At 75.2% G+C, this 23,016-nt stretch carries 19 protein-coding genes; 13 read left to right on the forward strand and 6 right to left on the reverse strand.

The features are described 5' to 3' along the window. Positions 1-243 precede the first annotated feature (243 nt). Entirely contained in the window at positions 244-1,083 is an 840-nt protein-coding gene (locus ACFWUQ_RS05950) for a GntR family transcriptional regulator (protein WP_384533400.1), read from the forward strand. 64 nt (positions 1,084-1,147) lie between these two features. Here ACFWUQ_RS05950 and ACFWUQ_RS05955 read toward each other — a convergent pair whose 3' ends face one another. After that, a complete protein-coding gene (locus tag ACFWUQ_RS05955; RefSeq protein WP_384533402.1) occupies positions 1,148-1,942 on the reverse strand; it encodes a GntR family transcriptional regulator in 795 nt (264 codons plus the stop codon). Positions 1,943-2,114: 172 nt separating this feature from the next. Then, complete coding sequence (locus ACFWUQ_RS05960) at positions 2,115-3,662, reverse strand: IucA/IucC family protein (RefSeq protein WP_384533405.1); 1,548 nt, start codon at positions 3,660-3,662, stop codon at positions 2,115-2,117. Positions 3,663-3,805: 143 nt separating this feature from the next. Between ACFWUQ_RS05960 and ACFWUQ_RS05965 the strand changes: the two genes are divergently transcribed. Beyond that, a complete protein-coding gene (locus ACFWUQ_RS05965) occupies positions 3,806-5,368 on the forward strand; it encodes an IucA/IucC family protein (RefSeq protein WP_384533578.1) in 1,563 nt (520 codons plus the stop codon). Between the two features lie 90 nt (positions 5,369-5,458). After that, positions 5,459-6,103 (forward strand): class I SAM-dependent DNA methyltransferase, encoded by a 645-nt coding sequence (locus tag ACFWUQ_RS05970; RefSeq protein ID WP_384533408.1) that lies wholly within the window; start codon positions 5,459-5,461, stop codon positions 6,101-6,103. Positions 6,104-6,232: 129 nt separating this feature from the next. Here ACFWUQ_RS05970 and ACFWUQ_RS05975 read toward each other — a convergent pair whose 3' ends face one another. Further along, entirely contained in the window at positions 6,233-7,420 is a 1,188-nt protein-coding gene (locus ACFWUQ_RS05975) for a cytochrome P450 (protein WP_384533410.1), read from the reverse strand. Between the two features lie 305 nt (positions 7,421-7,725). Between ACFWUQ_RS05975 and ACFWUQ_RS05980 the strand changes: the two genes are divergently transcribed. Both ACFWUQ_RS05980 and ACFWUQ_RS05985 read left to right on the forward strand, forming a co-directional pair. Next, positions 7,726-9,240, forward strand: coding sequence for an FAD-binding oxidoreductase (locus tag ACFWUQ_RS05980; RefSeq protein ID WP_384533413.1), 1,515 nt, complete (start codon positions 7,726-7,728; stop codon positions 9,238-9,240). 33 nt (positions 9,241-9,273) lie between these two features. Beyond that, positions 9,274-10,374, forward strand: coding sequence for a trypsin-like peptidase domain-containing protein (locus ACFWUQ_RS05985; protein ID WP_384533416.1), 1,101 nt, complete (start codon positions 9,274-9,276; stop codon positions 10,372-10,374). Here ACFWUQ_RS05985 and ACFWUQ_RS05990 read toward each other — a convergent pair. After that, complete coding sequence (locus tag ACFWUQ_RS05990; RefSeq protein ID WP_384533418.1) at positions 10,328-10,738, reverse strand: hypothetical protein; 411 nt, start codon at positions 10,736-10,738, stop codon at positions 10,328-10,330. The two genes, ACFWUQ_RS05985 and ACFWUQ_RS05990, sit on opposite strands and share 47 nt — an antisense overlap. 124 nt (positions 10,739-10,862) lie before the next feature. Between ACFWUQ_RS05990 and ACFWUQ_RS05995 the strand changes: the two genes are divergently transcribed. The 4 genes from ACFWUQ_RS05995 to ACFWUQ_RS06010 all read left to right on the forward strand — a co-directional run bounded on the left by ACFWUQ_RS05995 (position 10,863) and on the right by ACFWUQ_RS06010 (position 15,281). Further along, on the forward strand, positions 10,863-12,215 hold the full coding sequence (locus ACFWUQ_RS05995) for a sensor histidine kinase (RefSeq protein WP_384533421.1): 1,353 nt from the start codon (positions 10,863-10,865) through the stop codon (positions 12,213-12,215). After that, positions 12,212-12,892, forward strand: coding sequence for a response regulator (locus tag ACFWUQ_RS06000; protein WP_384533424.1), 681 nt, complete (start codon positions 12,212-12,214; stop codon positions 12,890-12,892). The genes ACFWUQ_RS05995 and ACFWUQ_RS06000 overlap by 4 nt, the downstream gene beginning before the upstream one ends. Positions 12,893-13,029: 137 nt before the next feature. Beyond that, positions 13,030-14,073, forward strand: a complete 1,044-nt coding sequence (locus tag ACFWUQ_RS06005; RefSeq protein WP_384533427.1) for an alpha/beta hydrolase — start codon at positions 13,030-13,032, stop codon at positions 14,071-14,073. Further along, positions 14,070-15,281, forward strand: coding sequence for an acyltransferase (locus ACFWUQ_RS06010; RefSeq protein ID WP_384533430.1), 1,212 nt, complete (start codon positions 14,070-14,072; stop codon positions 15,279-15,281). Before ACFWUQ_RS06005 ends, ACFWUQ_RS06010 begins: the two co-directional genes overlap by 4 nt. A gap of 154 nt (positions 15,282-15,435) precedes the next feature. Here the strand turns inward: ACFWUQ_RS06010 and ACFWUQ_RS06015 are convergent, their stop codons facing one another. Beyond that, positions 15,436-15,858, reverse strand: coding sequence for a DUF350 domain-containing protein (locus ACFWUQ_RS06015; RefSeq protein WP_384533433.1), 423 nt, complete (start codon positions 15,856-15,858; stop codon positions 15,436-15,438). A 187-nt stretch (positions 15,859-16,045) separates the two neighbouring features. Between ACFWUQ_RS06015 and ACFWUQ_RS06020 the strand changes: the two genes are divergently transcribed. The 4 genes from ACFWUQ_RS06020 (at position 16,046) to ACFWUQ_RS06035 (ending at position 19,740) form a co-directional block, all read left to right on the forward strand. After that, on the forward strand, positions 16,046-17,998 hold the full coding sequence (locus ACFWUQ_RS06020; protein ID WP_384533435.1) for an ABC transporter ATP-binding protein: 1,953 nt from the start codon (positions 16,046-16,048) through the stop codon (positions 17,996-17,998). Between the two features lie 59 nt (positions 17,999-18,057). Further along, the gene (locus ACFWUQ_RS06025) at positions 18,058-18,453 is read left to right on the forward strand and encodes a VOC family protein (RefSeq protein ID WP_384533438.1); all 396 of its coding nucleotides are present in this window, start codon (positions 18,058-18,060) and stop codon (positions 18,451-18,453) included. Positions 18,454-18,588: 135 nt separating this feature from the next. After that, on the forward strand, positions 18,589-18,738 hold the full coding sequence (locus tag ACFWUQ_RS06030; protein WP_384533440.1) for a hypothetical protein: 150 nt from the start codon (positions 18,589-18,591) through the stop codon (positions 18,736-18,738). A gap of 234 nt (positions 18,739-18,972) precedes the next feature. After that, positions 18,973-19,740 (forward strand): sortase domain-bontaining protein, encoded by a 768-nt coding sequence (locus ACFWUQ_RS06035; RefSeq protein ID WP_384533443.1) that lies wholly within the window; start codon positions 18,973-18,975, stop codon positions 19,738-19,740. Between the two features lie 112 nt (positions 19,741-19,852). Here ACFWUQ_RS06035 and ACFWUQ_RS06040 read toward each other — a convergent pair whose 3' ends face one another. Beyond that, complete coding sequence (locus ACFWUQ_RS06040) at positions 19,853-22,672, reverse strand: glycosyl hydrolase (RefSeq protein WP_384533445.1); 2,820 nt, start codon at positions 22,670-22,672, stop codon at positions 19,853-19,855. Positions 22,673-23,016: the final 344 nt, after the last annotated feature.

A 23,016-nucleotide genomic window follows, 5' to 3' on the forward strand; every position in this document is an offset into this window, starting at 1 on the left:
GGCAGGCGACGGGCGGTCTTCCGGTGCACTGGCGGACGGAGGCCGGCGCCCGCGGACGTCCCTGCGGCGGTGCTTACCAGTTCACCAATTGGTGAGGTGACGGCTTGAAGGTGGCATGCTCCGCGCAACGCGTCAACCCCCGCTGTGGCAAGGGATGTTCACCGATCCCTGACCGATGGCCCGGGCCGAGTGCTTAGATGTGCATGACCAGTTGGACATGACCAGCGGCGAAAGGAGACGGGTATGCACACCGAGCAGGGTCCCTCCGGCTCGATGCTCAAACGGGAACGGGTCCGCGAGCACCTGCTGGGGCTGATCGACGTCCGGCGGCCCGGGGACGCGATCCCCTCCGAGCGCACGCTGTGCGCCGCCCTTGAGGTCTCCCGGCCCACCCTGCGCGCGGCCGTGGACGAGCTCGTGGCCACCGGAGCGCTGGTCCGGGAGCACGGGCGCGGCATGTTCGTCGCACCCGCCAAGATCACCCAGGAACTGGCGGCGGACGAGGCGCCCTTCGCCGTCCGCCAGGCCTCGGGGCACTGGTCGAGCCGGGTCCTGGAGCACTCCACCGTGCAGGCGGGTGCCCGCATCGGACGGCGGCTGCGGATCTCGCCGGGGGCGCAACTGCGCTACATCGCCCGCCTGCGGCTGGTGGACGGGGCTCCGATGGCCATCGAGCACCTGCACATCCCGGCCGACCTGGTGCCGGCGCTGACACCGGCGGAGCTGGAGGCGGGCGACCTCTACGAGCACCTGCGCGACCACCACGGCGTGTACGTGCACGAGGCCCGGCAGTCCATCGAGCCGACCGTGGTCAACGAGGCCGAGGCGGACCTGCTCGATGTCCCCCTGCTCTCCCCCGCCCTGCTGATCGAACGGCTCACCACCGACACCACCGGTCGGCCGGTCGAGTACGTGCACTCGGTCTACCGCGGCGACCGCTACCGGATCGTGTCCACCCTGGCCCTCGGGGTGACCCCCGGCGCGGGGATGCCCGGCCACCACCCGGGCATCCCCCCGGGCGACCTCGGCCGCCGCGGCATCATCACCTCCACCACCAGCGGAGACATCCACACGAGCGCATGACCCCCGGCCCGGCCGGCCCGGCCGGCCCGGCCGGTCCCCGCCCCCGGCCGCCCCGCGCCCGTCGCTACGTGACGCGGAAGCCGCCCGTCACGGAGTCGCGGAGGTCTCGGTGGAAGGTGAGCCGGTCCCAGGTGGGGAACGCCAGGTCGGTGACGGCCAGCAGGCGCCCGGCGGAGTCGTGGAGAGTGCGCCGGACGCTCAGGCCGCACACCGGGGCGGCGGTCGGGGCGTGGGTGGTACGGGTCATGGTGATGGTCTCGGCGATCCGGCCCTCGCGTTCCGCCCGGTCCAGCCAGCGGTGCAGGGGGGCCAGCTCCACGTCCCGGACGGCCCCCGGCCGGTCGCGGTAGGCGGCCAGGTCCGGGTGCTCCGCGACGACGGCGGAGCTGAGGTAGGTGACGGCGTCGCGGACGGTCTCGCCCGACCTGCCGCGTTCGCGCCGGTGGTGGACCAGGGTGCGCTCCCCGCCGGCCATGCCGAGCAGCGCCGCGAGCGAGGGCGCCACGGTGACATGGGTGAGCCAGCTCCGGGTGGGCGCGGGAACCGGAAAGGACGGACGGGCCCCCTCCGGCCCCGCCGGTTCGGCGGGCGTCGCGCCCGAGGCGGCGGGGGTCCCGGTCGCCGCCACCGACCGGGACCCCCGCCGCCCGGTCACCACGAGGCCGTCCTCGCGCAGGTGCTGGAGTGCGGCCCGGATGGTCTGCCGGTTGACCTGGTAGCGGGCGGCCAGGCTGCGCTCGGAGGGCAGTCGGCCGCCGGGGGTGCTCGCGGCGCGGTCGAGTTCGTCCCGCAAGGCTGCGGCGATCCGCTGGTACTTGGGCATGGCGGCCGGGCCGCCGCCCCGCGAAGTGGAGGACATGGCTTCTCCTCTGACGGGTGGTCAAGGACTGCGCGGTCTGCCCGAACAACCTAGCATTGGTCTATACCTGTGGTGGAGCGGAGGCCCGGCCGAGGGGCGCCTTTCGGCCGGTTCCCCACCCCCGCCCCGGACGCCCGCCCCCGGCTCGGACTCGCACCCGCTTCCGGCCCGGCTACCTGCCCCCCGGCGGCCCCGGCTGCACCCGCAGCGGGTTCGGCAGGGGCAGATAGCGGGCGTCCGCTCCGTCCGCCCCGGTCCAGCGCAGGAGCAGGTTGGTCTTGCCCGGCAGGCTCGGCGCGGTGAGCAGCTCCGCGATCTCGGGGAGACCGCGCGCGGCGTCGTAGCGCAGGAACTCCTCCCGCGCGGCCGGCCAGAGCAGCGGGGAGATGTCCGGATACCGCTCGGTGAGGGCGGCCGCGATCCCCATGAGGTGGTTGACCACCAGGCAGTAGACCAGCCGCTGCCACGCGGCCCCGCGCTCCGGGTCGGGCAGCAGCTTGACCCCCTCCGCGTCGCGGAACAGCGCCTGGACCGGGGTGCCCGCCGCGTCGACGGCCACCACGGTGTTCTGCAGGTGCGCCTCCAGGACGACACCGTGGCGGGCGAAGAGCTCCAGCACGGGCGGCACGACCTGGCGCAGGTACGCCCGCCACCACCCGGCCGGGTCGGCGGTGCGCTCCAGCGGGCTGCCGTCCCAGCCCTCCGCGAGAGCGGCGGCGAGCAGGGGTTCGGCCCCGGGCAGTACGTGCGCGCGCAGTCCGTCGCGGACCAGCACGGCGAGCTCTTCGAAGGCGAACCCGGCGGTACGGTAGCCCCGGTCGGCCAGCCAGGCCGCGGGGGAGCCCGTCCGGCGCAGGGCGGCGAACCCGGCCTCGACGGCCGAGTCGGTGCGCCGCAGCTTCACCAGGTCGTGCCGCCACAGCCGGCGGACGTCGTTGGTGATCCGCACGTCGAGGCTGAACTTCACGAACAGGTCGCGGTCTTCTCCCGCCACGTGCACGGTACGGATGGACGCCGTGGGCCAGGCCGGCCGCCGCCCCTCCCCCAGCAGTACCAACCGCCCGTCGGCGAAGGCCTCGCGCACGGCCGGCCGGGCGCCCACCAGGTCCAGCTGCCAGGGGTGCGCGGGCAGCAGCCGGTAGCCGGCGGGAGCGCGCGGGCCGTCGAGGAGGTCGGCGAGGGAGTCGACCGCGTCCGCGGCGGCCGCCCCGCCCTCCTCCACCGCCTGGTCCTCCCGCAGCCCCAGCATGACCAGCGGGAACCGGGCGTGCGCCTCGGGCGCGTAGGGCAGCCAGCTGCCCGCCGGCGCCCCGCCGCGCGCCTTGGGGGCGGGGTGGTACGGGTGCCCCATGAGCAGAGCCTGCTCGGAGCGGAGGTACGGGTCCGCGGGGGGCTCGGCCGACTCCCGGGCGGCCAGCAGCGCGGCGACGGCGTCGCGGCTGTCGGCGATCTCCACCGGCAGCTCGTCGTTCGCCAGGCCCGTGTACCGTCCGAGCTCGTCCGAGGTGAGCTTCACCAGCTCGCTGTGGCTGAGTCCGTGCCAGCCGCCCGCCGTACGCAGTTCGGGGCGGGCCGGCCTGCGCCCGCCGCGCACCCGCAGCAACCGCCCGCTGCCGCGCAGCCGGTGGACTCCCGCCCCCTGCGGGTCGGCCGCCTCCCGCAGGAGGCAGTTCAGGAGCGGCGCGGCGGCGTACGCGTCCGCGGCGGCGTTGAGGTCCACTGGTTCCCTTCGCTGGGGCGGGCGTGCCCGGGGTCGCACGGCGAGCGCCCGTCATGATCTTCAGTATCCGCGATGATGTCGTGATCATCCTGTGGAGCGACCTTCCGGCCGGACCCGACCCCTGTGACGTGCGGAGCAGCAGTATGCGATTTCCCGCGAGCGCGGCCGAAGAAGCCGTGGCCGCCGAGCTGGCCGACGTACGGCCGGCGCTCGGACCGGCGTACGCCGGCGCGCTGGACGGCGCGCGGGCCGCCGTACTGACCCGGCTGTGGCGGGCCCTGGCCCACGAACCGCTGCCGTGGGTGGTGGGCCGCGAGCGGGGGGCCGGCACGCTGACGGTGACGCTGGCCGGCGGCGCCCGGCTGGAGGGCCCGGCAGCCGATCCGTACGCGACGGCGCCCTACGTGGACGAGGTGCTGCTCGACGGTGTGGCATACCGGCAGGCGGCCCGGCTGATGGCGGCGCTGGAGGTGCCGCACGGGAAGGAGTTCGCCGCCGAGCTGGACGACAGTACGGCCTCCCTCGCGCTCTCGCGGGCCGGCCGGCCGCCGGCCGGGGAGGACGACACCGGGGCACGGACCACCTGGGAGTGGGAGCAGCGGATCGTCGACGGCCATCCCTACCACCCGAACTGCCGCTCCCGGCCCGGCTTCTCGGTGGCCGAGCAGCTGGCGTACGCCCCCGAGCACCGCCCGGTGGTCGAGCTCGGGCTGATCCCCGTACCGGCCGGGGAGTGCCTGGTGACCGGTGACTGGCCGGCGGAGCTGCGCGACGGGGGACGGATCCTGGTCCCGGTGCATCCCTGGCAGGCGGTGCACACGCTGGGCCATCAGCGGGTGCGGGCCGGCTTCCCGGCGCACCCGCTGATGGCCCTGCGGACGCTGGCCCCGATGCCCGGCGGGGTCGGGGACCGGGGCGCGGTCGCCGGAGCGCATGTGAAGACCGCGCTGAGCACCCGGCTGACCTCCTCCGTCCGGGACATCTCCGTCTACTCCGTCGACACCGCCGCGGCGGTGTCCGCCTTCGCCCAGACGCTGGCCGCGCGGCTCGACGGCCGGCTGCACATCACGCGCACCCTGGGCGCCGCCACGGCGCACAGCCCGGACCTGGCGGCGGTGCTGCGTGAGCCGCCGGAGGTGTACGCGGACACCGGCGCGGGCGAACGGGTCCTCCCGGTGGCGGCGCTGGCCTGCTTCCCGCCCGCGCGCTCGCCGGCCTGGCAGGCGGAGTTCGCCCGGCTCGCCCTCTCGGTGTGCCTGCGTGTCCTGGAGCTCGGTGTGGCACTGGAGGCCCACGGGCAGAACCTCCTCGTCGTCCTGTCGGCCTCCGGCGACCCCCTCCGGCTGGTCTACCGGGACCTCGCCGACATCCGGATCAGCCCGGCCCGCCTGGCGCGGCACGGGCTGGCGGTCCCGCCCCTGTCCGGCCGGCTGATCACCGATGACGACACCGTCCTGCGGCGCAAGCTGTTCGGCTCGCTCGTGACGGGAACGCTCGGTGCGACGGCCGGCTCGTCCGAGGCCCTCGCCGAGGCCCTCGGCCCGGCCCTCGCCCGTACCGGCGGACTGCCCGCCACCGCCGACCGGGCGGCCCTGCTGCGCGATCGGCTGCCCACCAAGGCCCTCACCCTGATGCGGCTCAGCCCGGACGTCCCGGGCGACCAGTGGGCGGACCTTCCCCCGCTCCCGGCGACCGGCCGGAGCTGACCGGGCCGCCGGGGTGAGGCGGGGCGCCGAGGGGTGAGGTGGGCCGCCGGGGGGTGAGCCGGGGCGCCGAGCGGGCTACTGTTCAGGGGCATGACAGACCTGCACGCCGTACGGGCGTCCTACGACGCCGTCGCCGCCGACTACGCCCGGCTGGTCGGCCCGGAGCTGGCCCGCAGACCGCTGGACCGCGCCGTGCTGGCCGCGTTCGCGGAGTACGTGCGCGCGGCGGAGGGCGGCGGCGGCCGGGCCGTGGCCGACCTGGGCTGCGGTCCGGGGCGGCTGACGGCGCACCTCGACGGACTCGGCGTACGGGCCTTCGGTGTCGACCTGTCCCCCGCGATGGTGGCGGTGGCCCGCCGGAGCTACCCGGGCCTGCGGTTCGAGGTCGGCTCGATGACATCGCTGGACGTCGCGGACGGGGTGCTCGGCGGGGTCCTGGCCTGGCACTCCCTGGTGCACACGCCGCCCGCGGAACTGGCGCCGCTGTGCGCCGAGTTCGCCCGGGTCCTGGCACCGGGCGGGCATGCTCTGATTGCTTTCGGGGCGGGCGAGGGGCGGATCCGGCTGGACCGGGCGTACGGGCATCCGGTCGACCTCGACGTGTACCGGAACCCGCCCGACCGGATCGCCGCCCTGCTGGCGGAGGCGGGACTGACGGAGGTGGCCCGCCTGGTCCGCGCCCCGGACGCCCTTGAGGAGTCCCCGCAGGGCTTCCTGCTGGTGCGCAAGACCTGACCGGCACGCCTGACCCGCACCGCCTGACCCGCGCGGCCTGAGCCGCGCCGCCCGACCCGCGCGGCCTGACCCGTACGGCTGACCGCACAGCTGATCCGCGGTATGAGACGGCCCGAGCGGCCGTCCGCGTCACCAGCGCAGGGGCAGCCGGGTCACTCCGCGCATCAGGGTGCCCGGGAGCCAGGTGCGCGGTCCCGCGTCCGGGTCCTCGGCCAGCTCGGGGAACCGCTCCAGCAGGGCGCGGACCGCGATGCTCCCCTCCATCCGGGCGAGCGGCGCGCCGAGGCAGAAGTGGATGCCGTGGCCGAAGGCGAGGTGGCCGCGGCCCGTCCGGCGGATGTCGAAGACGTCGGGCTCCGGGAACCGGGCGGGGTCGCGGTCCGCGCCGGCCAGGCACACGAGCACGGAGGTGCCGGCCCCGATGAGGGTGCCGCCGATCTCCAGGTCCTCGCGGGCGAAGCGGTACGTGGCGTGCTGCACGGGGCCGTCGTAGCGGAGCATCTCCTCCACCGCGCCGCCGATCAGGGCGTCGGGGTCGGCGCGCAGCGCGGCCAGCTGGCCGGGGTGCGCGAGCAGGGCCCGCACCCCGTTGCCGATCAGGTTCACGGTGGTCTCGTGCCCGGCGACGAGCAGCAGGAAGGCCATGCCGATCAGTTCGTCCGGGGAGAGCTGGTCGCCGTCCTCGTCGCGGGTCCGGATGAGGGCGCTCAGCAGGTCGTCGCCCGGGCGGGCGGCCTTGGCCGCGACGAGTTCGTGGAGGTAGGCGGTCATCTCCCCCAGCACCTGCGGGGACGCGCCGGCCGGGTCCGCGGGCGCGACGATCTCCCCGGACCAGGCGCGAAAGCGCCGCTGGTCCAGGTCCGGGACGCCGAGGAGTTCGCAGATGACGGTCATCGGCAGGGGCGCCGCGAAGTCCCGGACGAGGTCGGCCCTGCGGTCCGGCCGGGCCTCCATGGCGTCCAGCAGCTCCTCGGTGACCTGCTGGACGCGGGGGCGCAGGGCCTCGACGCGGCGCGCGGTGAACTCGCGGGCCACCAGGCGCCGGAGCCGTGTGTGGTGGGGCGGGTCCGTCTCCAGCATGTTGCTGGACACGGCGGTGTCCGGGGCGGCGGCGAACAGGTCGGACCCGAGCCAGTCCTTGGACAGGGCCGGGTGGGTCAGAGCCTGTCGGGCCTCCTCGTGACCCACGATCAGCCAGGAGCGGGCGGCGCCCACGACCAGCTGGTGGACGGGACCGGTGGCGCGCAGTTCCGCGTAGAAGGGGTAGGGGTCGGCGTCGAACTCCTCGGCGCACGCGGTGATGTCCAGGACCGTCATGCAGCCAGCCTACGGCGGTCGTTGGCCCGGCGCGGGACGGATATCCGGCCGAAAGCGCCCCCTGGAGCACCCTGCCGGAGCCGGACCGGGGGATCCGGGCCCGGCGGATCCCCCGGTGCGACCGCCGCGCTCCCGGGCCCTGCCCCAGGCCCTTCACCCGGCCCGGCGCCCCCGGGCACGGCCTCGTCGCCGGACTGCACATATGAACAACCGGATCGTTTCCCCTGTGCGCCGTTCGAGGGGCAGCGCGGTGTGTGTGGGCCCGCCTTCGCGCCGAACGGCCCGCGCGGTGGGAGGAAGGAGGCATGAGCCTCCACCGGCGCCGGGTACTGGCGAGCACGGCCGCCGCCGTTCTCGCCGGCGTCGGGGCTGCGGCCCCGGGCCCGGACTACGCCGCGCTCGCCCGCGGCATCGACGGGCGCCTGGTCCTCCCGGGCGACGGGGACTACGCCGAGGCCCGGCAGCTCTTCCAGCCCCGGTACGACACGGTCGCCCCGGCCGCCGTGGCCTATCCCGCGCACGCCGGCGACGTCGCCGTCTGCGTGGACTTCGCCCGCCGCTCGGCGGTGCCGGTGGTCCCGCGCGGCGGCGGGCACGGCTACGCGGGCTTCGCCACCCGCGCCGGCGGGCTGGTCGTCGACGCCGGAGCCATGGCCGCGGTGGTGGTCGAGGGGGACGGTGTCCGGGTCGGCGCGGGGGCCCGGCTGGGGGACCTGAACGCCGCCCTGGCCGGCCGCGGGCTCGGTGTCCCCACCGGGCTGTGCCCCTCCGTGGGCATCGCCGGGCTCACCCTGGGCGGCGGCCTGGGCCTGTCCTCGCGGGCTCACGGCGCCACCTGCGACCGGCTCACGGGCGCCCGGGTGGTCACCCCCGACGGGGCCGTCCGCGAAGTCGCCGCCGACCGGCATCCGGATCTGTACTGGGCCCTGCGGGGCGGCGGGGGCGGCAATTTCGGCGTGGTCACCGAGTTCCGGTTCCGCGCCCACCCGGTCGGCGACTGCGCCTTCGCCGAACTGCACTGGCCCGCCGACGCGTCGGCCGCCGTCCTGCGCGGGTGGCAGCGCTGGCTGGACGGGCTCGCGGACCCGTTCTGGAGCCAGGTCGAGTTCACCGTCCCGTCCGGCCCCGAGCCCGCGGGCCCCCCGGCGGTACGGGTGGTGTGCCTCGACGGGCGCCGCGAGCTGGAACGGCAGCTGACCCGCCTGTCCGACCTCGTCGGCGCCCCGGCGCGGGACGACTGGATCGTCGTACGGGGCTACGGGGACACCGTCCGGGCCATGTCCGGCTGCTCGGAGCAGAGCCCTGCCGAGTGCCGCCTGCCCGGTGTGCTGCCCGGCCGGGGACCCGAGGGGCGGCTGGGCCGCTCCTCCTACGCCGCCCGCTCCGACTTCTGGGCGGGCGGCGGACTGCCGGCTCCGGCGATCGGCGCGGTGCTGGACGCCGTACGCCGCTACCCGCGCGAGGCACCACCCGGCGGGCACGCGGTGGTGCAGTTCGACGGCGTCTGCGGCGGAGCCCTCAACCGGGTGCCGGCCGGCGACACCGCCTTCGCGCACCGCGACGCCGCCTTCCTCGCCCAGTACCTCGTCGGCTGGCCGGATTCCGCCCCGGCCGCCGAGGTGGACCGGCACCAGCGCTGGCTCGACGGGCTGTGGGCGGACCTGCGCCCGTGGGCGAGCGGCCGCGCCTACCAGAACTACACCGACCCGAAGCTCACCGGCTGGCGCGAGGCCTACTACGGGCCCAACCTCGCGCGGCTGGAGCGGGTCCGGCAGGCCTACGATCCCGACCGGCTCTTCCGCTTCCCCCAGGCCGTCTAGGTTTTCGCGGCCGTACAGGTACAGGAGCACCGCATGCGACGAACACTGACCACGGCCGCGGTGGCGGCCGCGCTGCTCGTGCCGGCCGGGCCGCTGCCCGGCGCCGAGGCCGGCGCCGCCGCCCCCGCGGCGGCCGGGCGGTGGTCCGCCCGCGAGGCCCAGTCCTTCTGGACCCCTGAGCGGATGGCCGCGGCCGTCCCGCTGCCCTCGGCGACCCCGGCACCGTCCGCACCCTCGGACCTGCCGGCGTCCGCGCCCTCGGACCTCCCCTCCCCCGCACCCTCGGACCTGCCGGCCCCCGCGCCCTCGGACCTCCCCTCCCCCGCACCCTCGGTCCTGCCGGCGTCCGCGCCACCTCCCGCGCCGGCGTCCGCGTCCCCCTCCCCCGTCCGCCTCGCCGCCGCCCCGGCCCCCGGCATCGGCCAGGACTTCGCCGGTATTCCCGTCGTCGGCCGGATGTTCGTCGTGAAGGGCGGCTCGGGCTACTTCTGCACCGCCAGCGTGGTCTCCTCCCCCGGCCGCGACCTGGTCCTCAGCGCCGCCCACTGCCTGCTCGGCACCGACGCCCGGCAGGTGGCCTTCGTACCGCTGTACACGCGCGCCCGGCCGCAGCCGTACGGCATGTTCCCGGTCCTGCGGGACAAGGCCGGGCGCTCCCGGGTGTGGATCGACCCCCGCTACCGCTCCCGGGGCCCCAACCGGGCCGCGACCCTCGACGTGGCCTTCGCACGCGTCGGGCCGGACGCGCGGGGCCGCCGGGTGGAGGACGTGGTCGGCGGCAACCGGCTGGTCACCGGCTCCGGTTACGCGCACGCCCGGGTCTCCCTGATCGGCTACCCGTCGTCCGCGGCCCGGCCCCGGCTCTGCGTCAACCGGACGACGAAATTCACCAGCGGGGACGCCCGCATCCCGGGGTCCTTCCTGCGCATCGACTGCACCGGCTACCCGGGCGGGACGAGCGGCGGCCCGTTCCTGACCCGCTACGACGCGCGCACCCGCACCGGCGACGTGGTCGGGATCATCGGCGGTTGGAAGTTGGGCGGGGACCGTCCCGACACCTCGTACAGCTCCTACTTCGGCGCGGACGTCAGGACGTTGTACGCGAAGGCGGCCGCCTCGGCGAAGGCGGGGTGAGCACCCGCACCCACCGCGTCCGGCGCGGATTGCCGACCGTGCGGGGCGTCGCCGGGAGACCGTCGGCGGTCAGGGCGTCGGCGGGTGCCAGACCCAGTCGGCGGCGCAGTTCGGCCAGTGCGGTGTGGACGGGCGCCAGCACCACCTCGGCGTCCGGCTCGATGCCCGCGAGGGCGTGCGCGAGGGTCTCGATGGCCTCCGCCGCGTCCTCCGCCGAGCCCCGGCTCCAACCGCCGGGCCCGCCGCCGCGGCCCGCCGCGGCCGTACCCCGGGGGGCGACGGCGTCGTAGAGGTGGCAGGCGGCGTCAGCCGCGGCGTCGGCCCGTTCCCCGACGCCCGGCGCCGCGATCGTCGGCAGTTCCATGCCCGGTCAACGAGCGGGAACCGCCGGGGGAACGAGCGCGGTGGTGCGTCATCGACCGGTGAGGCCCGCCCGCACCGGTTCCCCGAGCCGGAGCCGGGGTTGGGGCCGCATAGGCTTGCCCGTCATGAGCGACACACCCCGCACGCGGCGGTTCGGCCGGACCCGCGCCGCCTCACGCACCCCCGGCGCCGCCCGGGTGCCGGGTGCGCTGGCGCAGCTCGCCGTCCTGCTGCGGACACCGGCGCGGGAGGCGGAGCCGTTGTTCGCGCAGGCGCCCAGGGCCTGGCAGCGGGCGCTGCCGTACGTCGTGGTCGGTATCGTCGTGGTGTCGCTGCTGCCCGTGACCATCGCGGTGCTGACCAACGACTACGAGGCGGGCGGGGGCTGGTCGGGCGCGCTCGGAGTGGCACAGACCGTGCCGCTGCTCCTGGCGGTGACGCGGCCGCTGCCCGCCTGGGTGCTGGTCCTCGTCGCCGACGCGCTGGGCGCGTTCCTGCTGCTCAGCTCCGACGTGATGGCCGGGCGGGCGTGGCCGTGGACGCCGATGGCCATCGTCGGCTACTTGGTGCTGATGGCCTGCCTCGGGCTGCGCGAGTCGCCCCGGACCCTGACCGGGGTGTGGCTGGCCACCGGCGCCGTCGGGGCGGGGCTGGGCTTCTTCCAGCCCGCGGGCGCCACGAACACCGCGGCACTGCTCTTCGTACTGGCCGGGGTCGTGCTGGTGCTGTCCTGGGCGCTGCGGGGTCTGGGCGACGCGCGGCAGCGGATCGCCGAGCAGGAGAGCATCAGCGACGCGGAGCGGTCCCGGCGGACGCTGCTGGAGGAACGGGCACGGATCGCACGGGAGTTGCACGATGTGGTGGCCCACCACATGTCGGTGATCACCGTGCAGGCCGATTCGGCTCCGTACCGGCTGCCCGGCATGCCGGAGCCGGTCCGGGAGGAGTTCGAGGCGATCGCGGCCAGTGCGCGGGAGTCGCTGGGCGAGATGCGCAGGCTGCTGACCGTTCTGCGCGGCGACGGGGCGAACGGCGGCCCGGGGGCCGACGGCGAGCGGGCGCCGCAGCCCGGGATCGGCCGGCTGCAGCAGCTCGTCGAGGCGACCGTACGGGCCGGGCAGCCGGTGGAGTTGTCCCTGGCGGCGGACGCGGCGGGGGCGGCGCCGCCCGCCGTGGACCTCTCGGCGTACCGGATCGTGCAGGAGGCCCTCGCCAACGTGGTGCGGCACGCCCCGGGGGCGCGGACGCGGGTGTCGGTGACCGTCGACGCCGACGAGGTCCTCGTCCTGGTGGTCAACGGACCGGCCCGGGACGCCCGGCCGGTGCTGGAGAGCACGGGTACGGGGCACGGGCTGGTGGGGATGCGCGAGCGCGTACGGTTGACGGGCGGGACACTGGACACCGGTCCACTGCCCGACGGCGGCTTCCGCGTCGCGGCCCGCCTTCCCCTGAACGCCCCTATTGAGGACGCCAGTTGACCATCCGTGTGATCATCGTCGACGACCAGGCCATGGTGCGGGCCGGGTTCGCCGCGCTGCTGTCGGCGCAGGCCGACATCGATGTGGTGGGTGAGGCGCCCGACGGCCGCCAGGGGGTGCAGGTCTCCCGCTCCACGCACCCCGACGTGGTGCTGATGGACGTGCGGATGCCGGAGATGGACGGGCTGACGGCGGCCCGGGAGATCCTCGACCCGCCGCTCGGGGTGGTGCACCGGCCGAAGGTGCTGATGCTCACGACCTTCGACATCGACGACTACGTGTACGAGGCCCTGCGGGCCGGCGCCTCCGGGTTCCTGCTCAAGGACGCGCCGCCGGCGGACCTGATCTCGGCGGTGCGGGTGGTCGCGTCGGGCGAGGCCCTGCTGGCGCCCTCGGTGACCCGGCGGCTGATCGCCGACTTCGTGCAGCGGCGGCCGGCGCCGCGCAAGGATCCGGCGCTGCGGCTGAACGGCCTGACCCCGCGTGAGACCGAGGTACTGGAGCTGATCGCGCGGGGGCTGTCGAACCAGGAGATCGCGGGTCACCTGGTGGTGGCGGAGCAGACGGTCAAGACGCACATCGGGCGGGTCCTGGCCAAACTCGACCTGCGGGACCGGGCGCAGGCGGTGATCTTCGCGTACGAGGCGGGACTGGTCCGCCCGGGCGACAGCACCTGAGACCGGCGGTCGTCTCTCCTCCACCCCCTACCGGGGTATGACAACCGGGTTGGCTCCCTGGTGCGACGTGCCGTGCGCCACCCCGTTCTTACCTTCCTCCTCGTCAGAGGGCTCGCGACGAGGAGGGGGGAAGTGGCATGCGCCGCTTCGCAAGGACACTGGGCACGGCCGTGGCGGCGGTGGCCGTCGTCGTGGGCACCGCGGGGTGGGCTTCGGGCGACAGCCAGCGGGCGGTCACCGGGCCGCCGCCGGGCACCGCCGACTGGCGGGCCGAGACCCTGGCCGGCCGCCCCCTGCCCGATCCGGCGAGCGCCGCGCCGCTGGAGGTGGCCCGCTTCTTCGCGGAGTTGGACGACCCGGCGCGGCGCGAACTGCTGCGCCGCCACCCGCTGGTGGTGGGCAACCTGGACGGCGCGCCGCTGCCCCTGCGGTACGAGGCCAACCGGATCGCGGCCGCGGCGACGGGTGAGGCGCGGTACGCCCCGCTCGCCGCCGCGGACCGGCAGATCCTCGCCTTCGACCCGCGCGGCCGGGGCCAGGTCGCCGAGGTGTTCGGGGATGTGGAGCGCGCGGAACACGTCTCGGTGATCGTGCCGGGGTCGGACAACGACGCCACCGGCCACGACCGGCGGCGCGCGCCGAGCACGGGCCCGGCCGGTATGGCCACCGCACTGCGCGCGGCGGCCGGCGGATCGGCGGCCGTGATCGCCTGGACCGGCTACACCACGCCCGTCGGCGTCGGCCTGGACGCGGCCGGCGGGAACCTGGCGCAGGCCGGCGCGGTCCGGCTCGTACGGTTCACGCGGGGACTCGACGCGGTCGGCGCCCCCGACCCGGTGCTGTTCTGCCACAGCTACGGCTCGGTGGTCTGCGGGCTCGCGGCCCGGCACACGGACGCCGCCGACGTCGTCGTACTGGGCTCCCCCGGCATGCGCGCCGGGACCGCGGACGCTCTGGGGACCCGGGCCCGCGTCTGGGCCGCCCGGGGGCCCTCGGACTGGATCGCCGACGTGCCGAACGTGGAGCTCGCCGGGATCGGGCACGGCGCCGACCCCGCGTCCGCGGCCTTCGGCGCCCGCCGGGTGCCCGCCGGCGACGTGCGGGGCCACGCCGGCTACTTCGCCCCCGGCACCGCGTCGCTGGCGGCGTTCGCCGCCATCGCGAGGGGAGAGGCCCGATGAGCACGCTCGCCAAGGTCCGGTCGACCGCCGTGCGGATCGACCGGCGGACCCCCGCCCATCGCGACCGGGCCGTCGACGGGTTGCGGGCGCTGGCCCTGCTCGCGGTACCGACGGGCCACTGGCTGCTCGGCGGCTTCACCCTCGACCCCGAGGGCGGGCTGCACAACGCGAGCCCGCTCTCGCACTTCGGCGCTCTCGCCCCGGCCGGGTGGGTGCTCCAGATGCTCGGCATCTTCTTCCTGGTCGGCGGCTACGCCTCGGCGCTGTCCTACCGGCGCCGCGCCGGTTCGGCGGGGGCGTGGCTGAGGGGCAGGATCGTCCGGCTGGGCCGCCCCGTGGTGGGGGTCGCGGCGGTGTGGGCGCTGGCGGCGCCGGCGCTGTACGCGGCCGGTGTGCCGCAGACGACGCTGCGGACCGCGGCGACGCTGGTGGTGCAACCCCTGTGGTTCGTGGGCGTGTACGTGGTGGTCACCGCCCTGACCCCGTACTGCGTCCGGGCGGCGGGCCGGCTCGGCGGATGGGCGGCGGCGCCGCTGCTCGCCACCGTCGCGGTCGTGGACTTCCTGCGGTACGGGCCGCTCGCGGACTCCGTGCCCTCGTGGTTGTCCCTGGTGAACATCCTGCCGGGCTGGCTGTTCGCGTACCAGCTCGGGGTGTCCTGGGGCGAGCGGCGGATCGGGCCGCGCGCGGCCTGGCTGCTGCTGGCCGGCGGGGCGGTGCTGTTCGCGGCGCTGCTGGTGGTGTTCCACTACCCGGCGTCGATGGTGGGGGTTCCGGGCGCGGCGCGGACGAACTCGCATCCGCCGTCGCTCCTGGTGCCGGCGTTGGCGTCCGTGCAGTCGGGTGCGGCGATCCTGCTGCGCGACCGGCTCGCGAGGCTGCTGGAGCGGCCGGCGCTGTGGGCTCCGGTGGTGGTGGTCAACCTGTGCGCGATGACGATCCTGTGCTGGCACCAGACGGCGATGCTGGCCGCGGCTGTGCCCGGTTCCTTCCTGGGCGGGGTGGCGGGGCTGACGACGGCGCCGGACAGCGTGGGGTGGATCGTGGCGCGGTTGGCGTGGATGCCGCTCTTCGCGTTGCTCCTGGTGGGTATCGCCCGGTACGCCCGCCGGTTCGAGGAGCCGTGGCGGGGGGCGTCGGCGGTGCGGCGGACCGCGGCGGGCGTGCTGGCGGCGGGATTCGCGGTGTTCGCGCTGGGGATGGCGTAACGCGGGTACGGGATACGCCGAGAGCGCCGCTCCCCCAGGGGAGCGGCGCTCTCGCGGCGTGTGCCGTGCGGCGTGTGCCATGCGGCGTGTGGCGCGCGGCATGTGGCGTGTGCGCCTGCCGCCTGGCCCGTTCCGTTGTCCGGTGGGCGCGGCGTCAGGCGATCGAGGCCGCCACGACGGCGGCCACGGCGAGGTTGCAGGAGGCCGTGACCCAGACCGCCGGGTGGGGCTCCGGGTCGACCACGATGGCGCCGAGCTTGCCGGGGGTCACCAGGTCGAGCACCAGGAAGGCCACCGCCATCAGGACCAGACCGAGGACGCCGAAGGCGGCCGTCGACAGCAGGCCCTTGCCGAAGTCGTCGTAGGTGGTCCAGATCGAGGTGAAGACGATGCCGCCGATACCGAGCAGCGCCGAGCTCAGCAGGAGGGCGGCGTTGCGGTTGCGCTCCTCCCAGATCTGCTTCGGGAGCTTCCCGGGCGTCAGCACGTCGACGAGGACGATACCGAGGATCAGCAGCACCAGGCCGAGGGCACCGTAGGCGCTGGTTCGGCCAAGTCCGTTGATGATGTCGCTCATTGAGAAGCCTGTCTCCGCGTGGTTGGAAAAGGATGTGCCGTGGGGGCTGGCCGAATCTATCGCACGCCCTTTCACCGGACCATGGGGAGGCCCGGGATGGGCGGAGGCCAGGGCCGCGGGCGGGCTCAGCCCTGGTCCCGCCCGACGCGTTGACCTCGACCTAGGTCGAGGTCGTAGCGTTCCGGGCATGGACATGGAAGTCACCGCCTGGCACTCGCTGCACAGCGCGATCAACGCCCAGCAGGACCGGCGCCCGTTCTCCCGGGCGAGCCTGCGGCGCGTCGCCGCCTTCGCCCGCCCCCACCGTCGCGGGCTCACCCTCTTCCTTCTGCTCAGCGTGGTGACCGCCCTGCTCGCGGTGGCCACCCCGGTGCTCGCCAGCAAGGTCGTCGACGCGATCGTGAACGGCCGGGAGAGCGGCACCGTCACCCGGCTCGCCCTCCTCATCGCGCTGATCGCGGTCGTCGAGGCGGCCCTGGGGTTGCTGACCCGCCGGCTGTCCTCCACCCTCGGCGAGGGGCTGATCCTCGACCTGCGGACGGCCGTCTTCGACCACGTGCAGCGGATGCCGGTCGCCTTCTTCACCCGGACCCGGACCGGCGCTCTGGTCAGCCGCCTCAACAACGACGTGATCGGCGCCCAACGGGCCTTCAGCAACACCCTGTCCGGGGTGGTCGCCAACACGGTGACACTGCTGCTGACCCTCGCCGTGATGCTGAGCATCTCCTGGCAGATCACGCTGCTGGCGCTGGTGCTGCTGCCGGTCTTCGTGCTGCCGGCCCGCCGGATGGGCGTGCGGATGGCCGCGATGCAGCGCGAGGCCTCCGAGCTGAACGCCTCGATGGGCACCCGGATGACCGAGCGGTTCTCCGCCCCGGGCGCGACCCTGGTCAAGCTCTTCGGCCGGCCGGCGGACGAGTCGGCGGAGTTCGCGGCCCGCGCCGCGCGGGTACGGGACATCGGCATCCGCACGGCCATGGCCCAGTCCGCCTTCATCACCGCCCTCACCCTGGTCTCGGCGCTGGCCCTCGCCCTCGTCTACGGGCTCGGCGGGTACTACGCCCTGCGCGGGACCCTCGACGCGGGGTCGGTCGTCGCGCTGGCCCTGCTCCTGACCCGGCTGTACGCGCCGCTGACCGCGCTCGCCGGCGCCCGCGTCGAGGTGATGAGCGCGCTGGTGAGCTTCGAGCGGGTCTTCGAGATCCTCGATCTGGAGCCGCTGATCGCCCAGCGGCCCGGGGCCCGCGAGGTGCCGGACGGGCCGGTGGCCGTGGAGTTCGAGGGGGTCTCGTTCGGCTACCCCTCCGCCGACAAGGTCTCCCTCGCCTCCCTGGAGGAGGTCGCGGCTCTCGACCCGCGGGGCGGTGCGCGGGTCCTGCACGAGGTGTCCTTCCGGGCGGCTCCCGGCCGGATGATCGCCCTGGTCGGGTCCTCCGGCGCCGGCAAGTCCACCATCGCCCAGCTCCTGCCCCGGCTGTACGACGCGGACGCGGGCACGGTCCGGCTGGGCGGCATCGACGTACGGGACCTCACGCAGGACTCGATCCGCGACACGGTCGGCATGGTCACCCAGGACGGGCACCTCTTCCACGAGTCGGTACGCGCCAACCTGCTGCTGGCTCGGCCCGGGGCCTCGGAGTCCGAGATCTGGGAGGCCCTGCGGCGGTCCCGGCTCGACGGGCTCGTCGCCTCGCTGCCGGACGGTCTGGACACGGTCGTCGGGGAACGCGGCTACCGGCTCTCCGGCGGGGAGCGGCAGCGGCTGACCATCGCGCGGCTACTGCTGGCCCGGCAGCGGGTGGTGATCCTCGACGAGGCCACCGCCCACCTGGACTCCACGTCGGAGGCGGCGGTGCAGGAGGCGCTGGGCGAGGCCCTGGCCGGGCGGACGGCGGTGGTGATCGCGCACCGGCTGTCCACCGTGCAGGCGGCGGACCTGATCCTGGTGGTCGAGGACGGGCGCATCGTGGAGCGCGGCACGCACACCGAACTGCTGGCACGCGGCGGGCGGTACGAGGAGCTGTACCTCACGCAGTTCGCCGGCGCCGACGGCACGCCGGCCCCGGACGCGGCGGACGCCGGGCCCGACGACGCGGCGAATGCGGTGTCGGGCAGCGCGGGGCAGGCCCCGGGAGCATGATGGCCGACAGGCCCCACCCCGGGCCGCCACCGACTCGTACCCCGACTCTGGAGACCCCGATGGACATCAAACTGGAGCTGGTCGCCGTCCCCGTCACCGACGTCGACCGGGCCAAGGCCTTCTACGAGCGGATCGGGTTCCACACCGACCACGACATCACCGTCAGCGAGGACATCCGCTTCGTCCAGCTGACCCCGCCGGGATCCGCCTGCTCGATCGCCTTGGGCGAGGGCCTGACCCGGATGCCCCCGGGCTCGCTGGACAACATGCAGGTGGTGGTCGCCGACATCGAGGAGGCCTACACCGACCTCCGGGGCCGGGGCATCGAGGTGACCGAGATCCAGGACATGCCCTGGGGGTCCTTCGTCTACTTCTCCGACCCGGACGGCAACGGCTGGGCGGTCCAGCAGACCACTCCCCGTACGGCGGCGGAGCCGGAGGCCGCCGCCGGGTGACGGCTCTTCCGGGCCCTGTGCCGGACCGCGTCCGGGGCAACGGGCCCGTGGGACGGGTGCGGTGGCGTCGGTTCAAGGCGCGGCGACGGGGTATCCGACCGGGGACGCAGCGCACGATGACGCTCTGGAGGAGCCATGCCCGGACTGTTCGCGAAGATCAAGGCGTTCAGCCGCACCCCGCAGGGTCAGCGGACCATCGCCTCGGCCCGGCGGGCCGCGGCCGACCCCGGGAAGCGGGCGGCGGCCCGTCGGATGCTCACCCGGCTGCGCGGCGGCCGGCGCTGACCGGCGGGCCGGCGCAGCTCACGGACGGGTCAGCCTGCGGGCCGGCCACCCTCACGGGTGGTCGGCCCGTCGGCGTAACGGACGCGGCGGGACGGCTCGCGGGCGGGCCACCGGGGCGGGGCAGCTCACAGGCCCGGGCCCTTATGTCGCCCTTGCTCCGTATGCCACTCTGTCGGGGCGATCCGGGTCCTTCTCCTCCGCCGCGCGACCCGGCCGACCCCCACGGGATCCGCCATGCCCCAGCCGTACCCGCCCCTCGCCGCCGCCGCACTGGCCGGCGCCGCGGCCGTCCTGCTCACGGCGTGCGCTCCCGAGGCCACCGCGGGAACGCCCGCTCCCCCGCCGCGTACGACGGCCGCCCCGACCGCTCCGGCTGCGGAACGCGTGCCGACGCGGTCGGCTCCGCCCGTAACCGCGCCCGCCTCCGCACCCGCCTCCCCGGCCCCCACCACGCCCCTGCCCCGCCCCGGCGGCGTCGGCCACACCCGGGTCTCCACGCTGTCGATCGCCTCGGCGGGCGTCAGCGGACTGCGCATAGTGCCGTACGAGGGGACCACCGACGACGTCCCGGGCACCCGTATCCAGGACCGGGGCGAGGCCGCGAGCCCGTACGGCGAGGGGGGCGGGGTCGGGCCCGGCCAAATCGGCAACTTCCTGGTCACCGCGCACCGCCTGTCGGCGGGCGGCCCGCTGCGGAACCTGCCCGCGGTGGACGAGGGCGACACCGTGCTGGTCACGGTGGACGGGACGACGTACACCTACGAGATCGTCGCGACCCGCTCCACGTCCTTCCGCTCGGAGCGCTCGCTGGACGAGCAGCGTGCCGCGGTGCCCGGCGCGCCGGGCACCGCCCCCACCCGGGCCATGATCACGATCTCGACCTGTGCCACGCCCGAGGACCACGCCGCGGGCAATTTCTGGAGTGACGCCCAGGGCAACCCCGAGCACCGCATCGACAAGATAGGCGTCCTGCGCGGCCCGGCGGCCGCGACCGCCGGGTAGCGGGCGGCCGGCGGGTAGCGGGCGGCCGGCGGGCCGGACCCGGGGCTCGGCCCCGGATCCGGTGCGGGGGTCCCGGGGTGTCAGGCCCCGCGGTCCCCCGCCGTGCGCGCGGTCACCCGTACGGGATCACGAGGACGGAGCGGTCCGTCCCGGTCTGGAGCCGGGCCGTGCCGTTTCCGATGGCGTGCCACACCTCCAGCCGCACGGTGCCGTTCCGCAGGTCGCCGGGGGCGCCCGTCGCGGACCGCAGCCCGCGGGCCTGGCTGTACTCCTCCCAGCCCGCCACCGGGTCGGTGGCGAAGTAGTGGTAGGTCTCGGTCCGGTCGAAGGTGCCGTCACCGGTGAGGTCGTAGCTGATCCTGGCCTGCTGGCCCAGGCCGACCGCGGTGCCCGCGTCGAGCTGCAGCCGGAAGGCGCCGGCGGTGCCCGGCTTCAGCGTCCCGTTGACCCCCTTCGCCTCGTAGACGAGCGGCTGGTGCGGGGATCCGTCGTGGTTGGCGCCGCCCGCCGAGGCGATGGTGTCGCTGCCCGCCGTGCCGCCGGTGGCGGTGGTGAGAGTGCCCCCTGACCGCAGTTGGAAGGTGTTGCCCGTGGAGGGGCCCGGGTCCGTGGGATCGGTCGGGCCCGTCCCGGTGCCGGTCGCGGTCGAGCGGGCCGGGACCGTGAGCTTCGCGCCGTCGGAGAACGTGACGGTGCGGGAGGTGGGGCCGTGGTTGTGGGCCGCGTACGTGCGGACGGTGCCCTTGGCGAAGACGGCCGAGGTCGGCAGGTCGCCCGTCACGCTCGCGTCGGGCGCGCCGAGCGTGTCCAGGGTGGTGATCCAGTGGTAGGTGTGGGCCCGCGACTCGCCCTGCTCGGGGGTGTAGGAGGCGTTGCCCGCGTCCCACTGCGCCCTGGCGGCCGCCGGGTCGGCCAGCGACTGGAACTCCCAGAGGATGTCCCGCCATTCGACCGCGGGACCACCGTTCTCGCGCTCCAGCTCCGCGATGTTGCGCCGGATGGCCTCCTTGCGTCCGCCGAGGTGCAGTGAGCCTCCGGTCACGGGGAGGACGTTGATGCCGTGGATCTCCTCCGGGTTGGCCGTCCACCAGGTCGCGTAGGCGACGCCGCTGCCCCAGACCATGCCGGCGGTGTCGTGGCCGAAGGACGAGGGGAAGACCTGCTGGTCGGCGTCGAACCAGTACTGGGCTATGGCCTCGGACTCCGTGGTCAGCAGGAAGGTGCCGAGGTCGCGCAGCGAGGCGTCACCGGTGGCCGAGCCCCACAGCACCAGGCCGGCGCTGAGGTTGGTGGACTCGGAGGAGGACTCCTGGTTGTTGCCGGCGGCGAAGCCCTGGTGGCCGGAGGCCCAGCTGTGCCCCGCGTAGACGTCGAAGCCCCGCAGGAAGGGGAAGGCGGAGTCGGTGCGGCTCGGGTTGGCGGAGTCCCGCACGAGGGTCTTCACCATGCCGCCCCAGGCGGAGTCCGCGGCCCAGGCCGGGTCGTACTGGGCGATGATCGCGGCCGCGTAGACGTAGTACGAGTAGTGGAAGTGGTGGTCGTTCAGTTCGGTGTCGCTGCCGTAGGAGGCGGGGTAGCCGGTCAGGGTGCGCCAGTCGGCGTCGTAGGAGAACTCGCTCGGGCCGCCCGCCGTGAACCACTCCTGGAGCCGGCCCTTCATCAGGCCGAGCAGCTTGTCGCGGGTCGCGGTCTCGCCTGCCTGCTCGGCGATCGGGACCAGTTGGGCGAGGCGGCCGAGCGCCTTGCCGGTCCAGTAGGTGTCCGTGGCGCCCGAGAACGGGTCGGCGGCGTTCGCCGCCTCGTTCAGGTAACCGCGGAGCCGCGCGGTGTCGGTTCCCGGGGCCTTCGGCAGCGCGGGCAGGACCGCGGACGCCTTCTGGCTCGTGGTGAAGGAGGCGGATTCGCGGACCTTCATGGTGCCGCGCGGCGAGACGTACGTGTGCGAGGTCAGCGGATCGCTCGTGTGCAGCCACTGGTGCCGGTAGAGGGCCTGGAGGGTGCCCGTCTCCGTGCCCTCCTGCGGCTGCGTGGTGAGGCTGTACGTGGCCCGCACCGTGCCGGATACGGAGCTCCAGGAGGCGCGGGAGCCGGTGACGAAGCTGTACGCGTACTTCTGGTAGGTGGCGAGCGCGCTCGTGGAGGGCAGGACCGCCAGCGAGAAGTAGTCCTTGGAGCCGAGGTTCGCCGTGAGGGTGGAGCCGGAGACCGTCCAGTCACTGCCGGTGGGGGCGAACAGCGCGTAGTGGTGTCCGGCGACGGTGATGCCGACGACGTTGCCCTGGTCGGCGAAGACCTGGGGGGCTGTGGCGGTGGTGATGCGCGCGCTGCCGCCGGTGCCCTTGGCGTAGACGAAGGGCATGCCGTGGCCGATGGTGGTGCGCAGGGTGCGCGTGCCGTCGGACCAGTAGGGCGTGACGGTCCAGTCCGACCAGGCGTCGGCCCTGGTGTCCGGGGAGTTGAGTCCGGTGAGGCCGAGGGTCAGGTCGCGCTTGTGGGCGAACTCGTACTGGCGGCCGTCGCCGACGATCGCGGGGGTCGTGGGGTAGCCGATGTCGAGGCCCGCCGCGGTGGCCTGGTAGGTCAGCGGGTGGCCGTACATGGGGGTGGAGTACGGGTTGTCGCCGTAGCGCTGGAAGGCCAGGGAGGACCACCAGTCGTTGGTCGGGACCGGCTTGCCCTGGGCCGCGGGGGTCACCTTCGGGGTGACCGGGGCGCCGGTGTTGGTCGTGGGACCGGAGGTTCCGGCGGGCCGGGTGTCCGAGTAGCTGCCGGCGCCGACGGGGACGGCGGCCGCGGCGGTCGCCGCCGCCGCGGAGGCGGCGGAGCCGGTCAGGCCGACGGCTGTGAGCAGGGTGGCCAGGGCGGCGGTCCCGGACATCGCGGCGAGGGATCGCAATCGGGAGGGCGGGCGGTCCGTGCGGGGGGCTGACATGGGCGCACCTCGTGGGGATGGCGGCGGAGAGAACGCGCGAATGAGAGCGCTCTCAAGTGCCTGGAACGTAAAACTCTTGAAACGTTCCTGTCAATACACCCGGCGGGTACGGGAGTTGGGAGCCGCGTCGCGCCCCTGTGCGTTCGAGTTCTGACGGCAACAGTCCGACCCGGCCGGGCGACACCCCGGCCCGACGCGCGAACGCGCCGCGGGGCGGGCCCGGTCGGCCTCGCCCCGCGGCGCGTTCGAAGGGAGGCGTCGGTACGCGGCGTCCGTACGCGGCGTCCGCGCGCGGTCCGGCGAGGGGCGGCCGCTACGGCCGGCGCATCCGCCGGGGCCGGTCC

Origin of the sequence: Streptomyces sp. NPDC058662 (genome assembly GCF_042716255.1) — a bacterium.
In the GTDB taxonomy this organism is placed as follows: Bacteria; Actinomycetota; Actinomycetes; order Streptomycetales; family Streptomycetaceae; genus Streptomyces.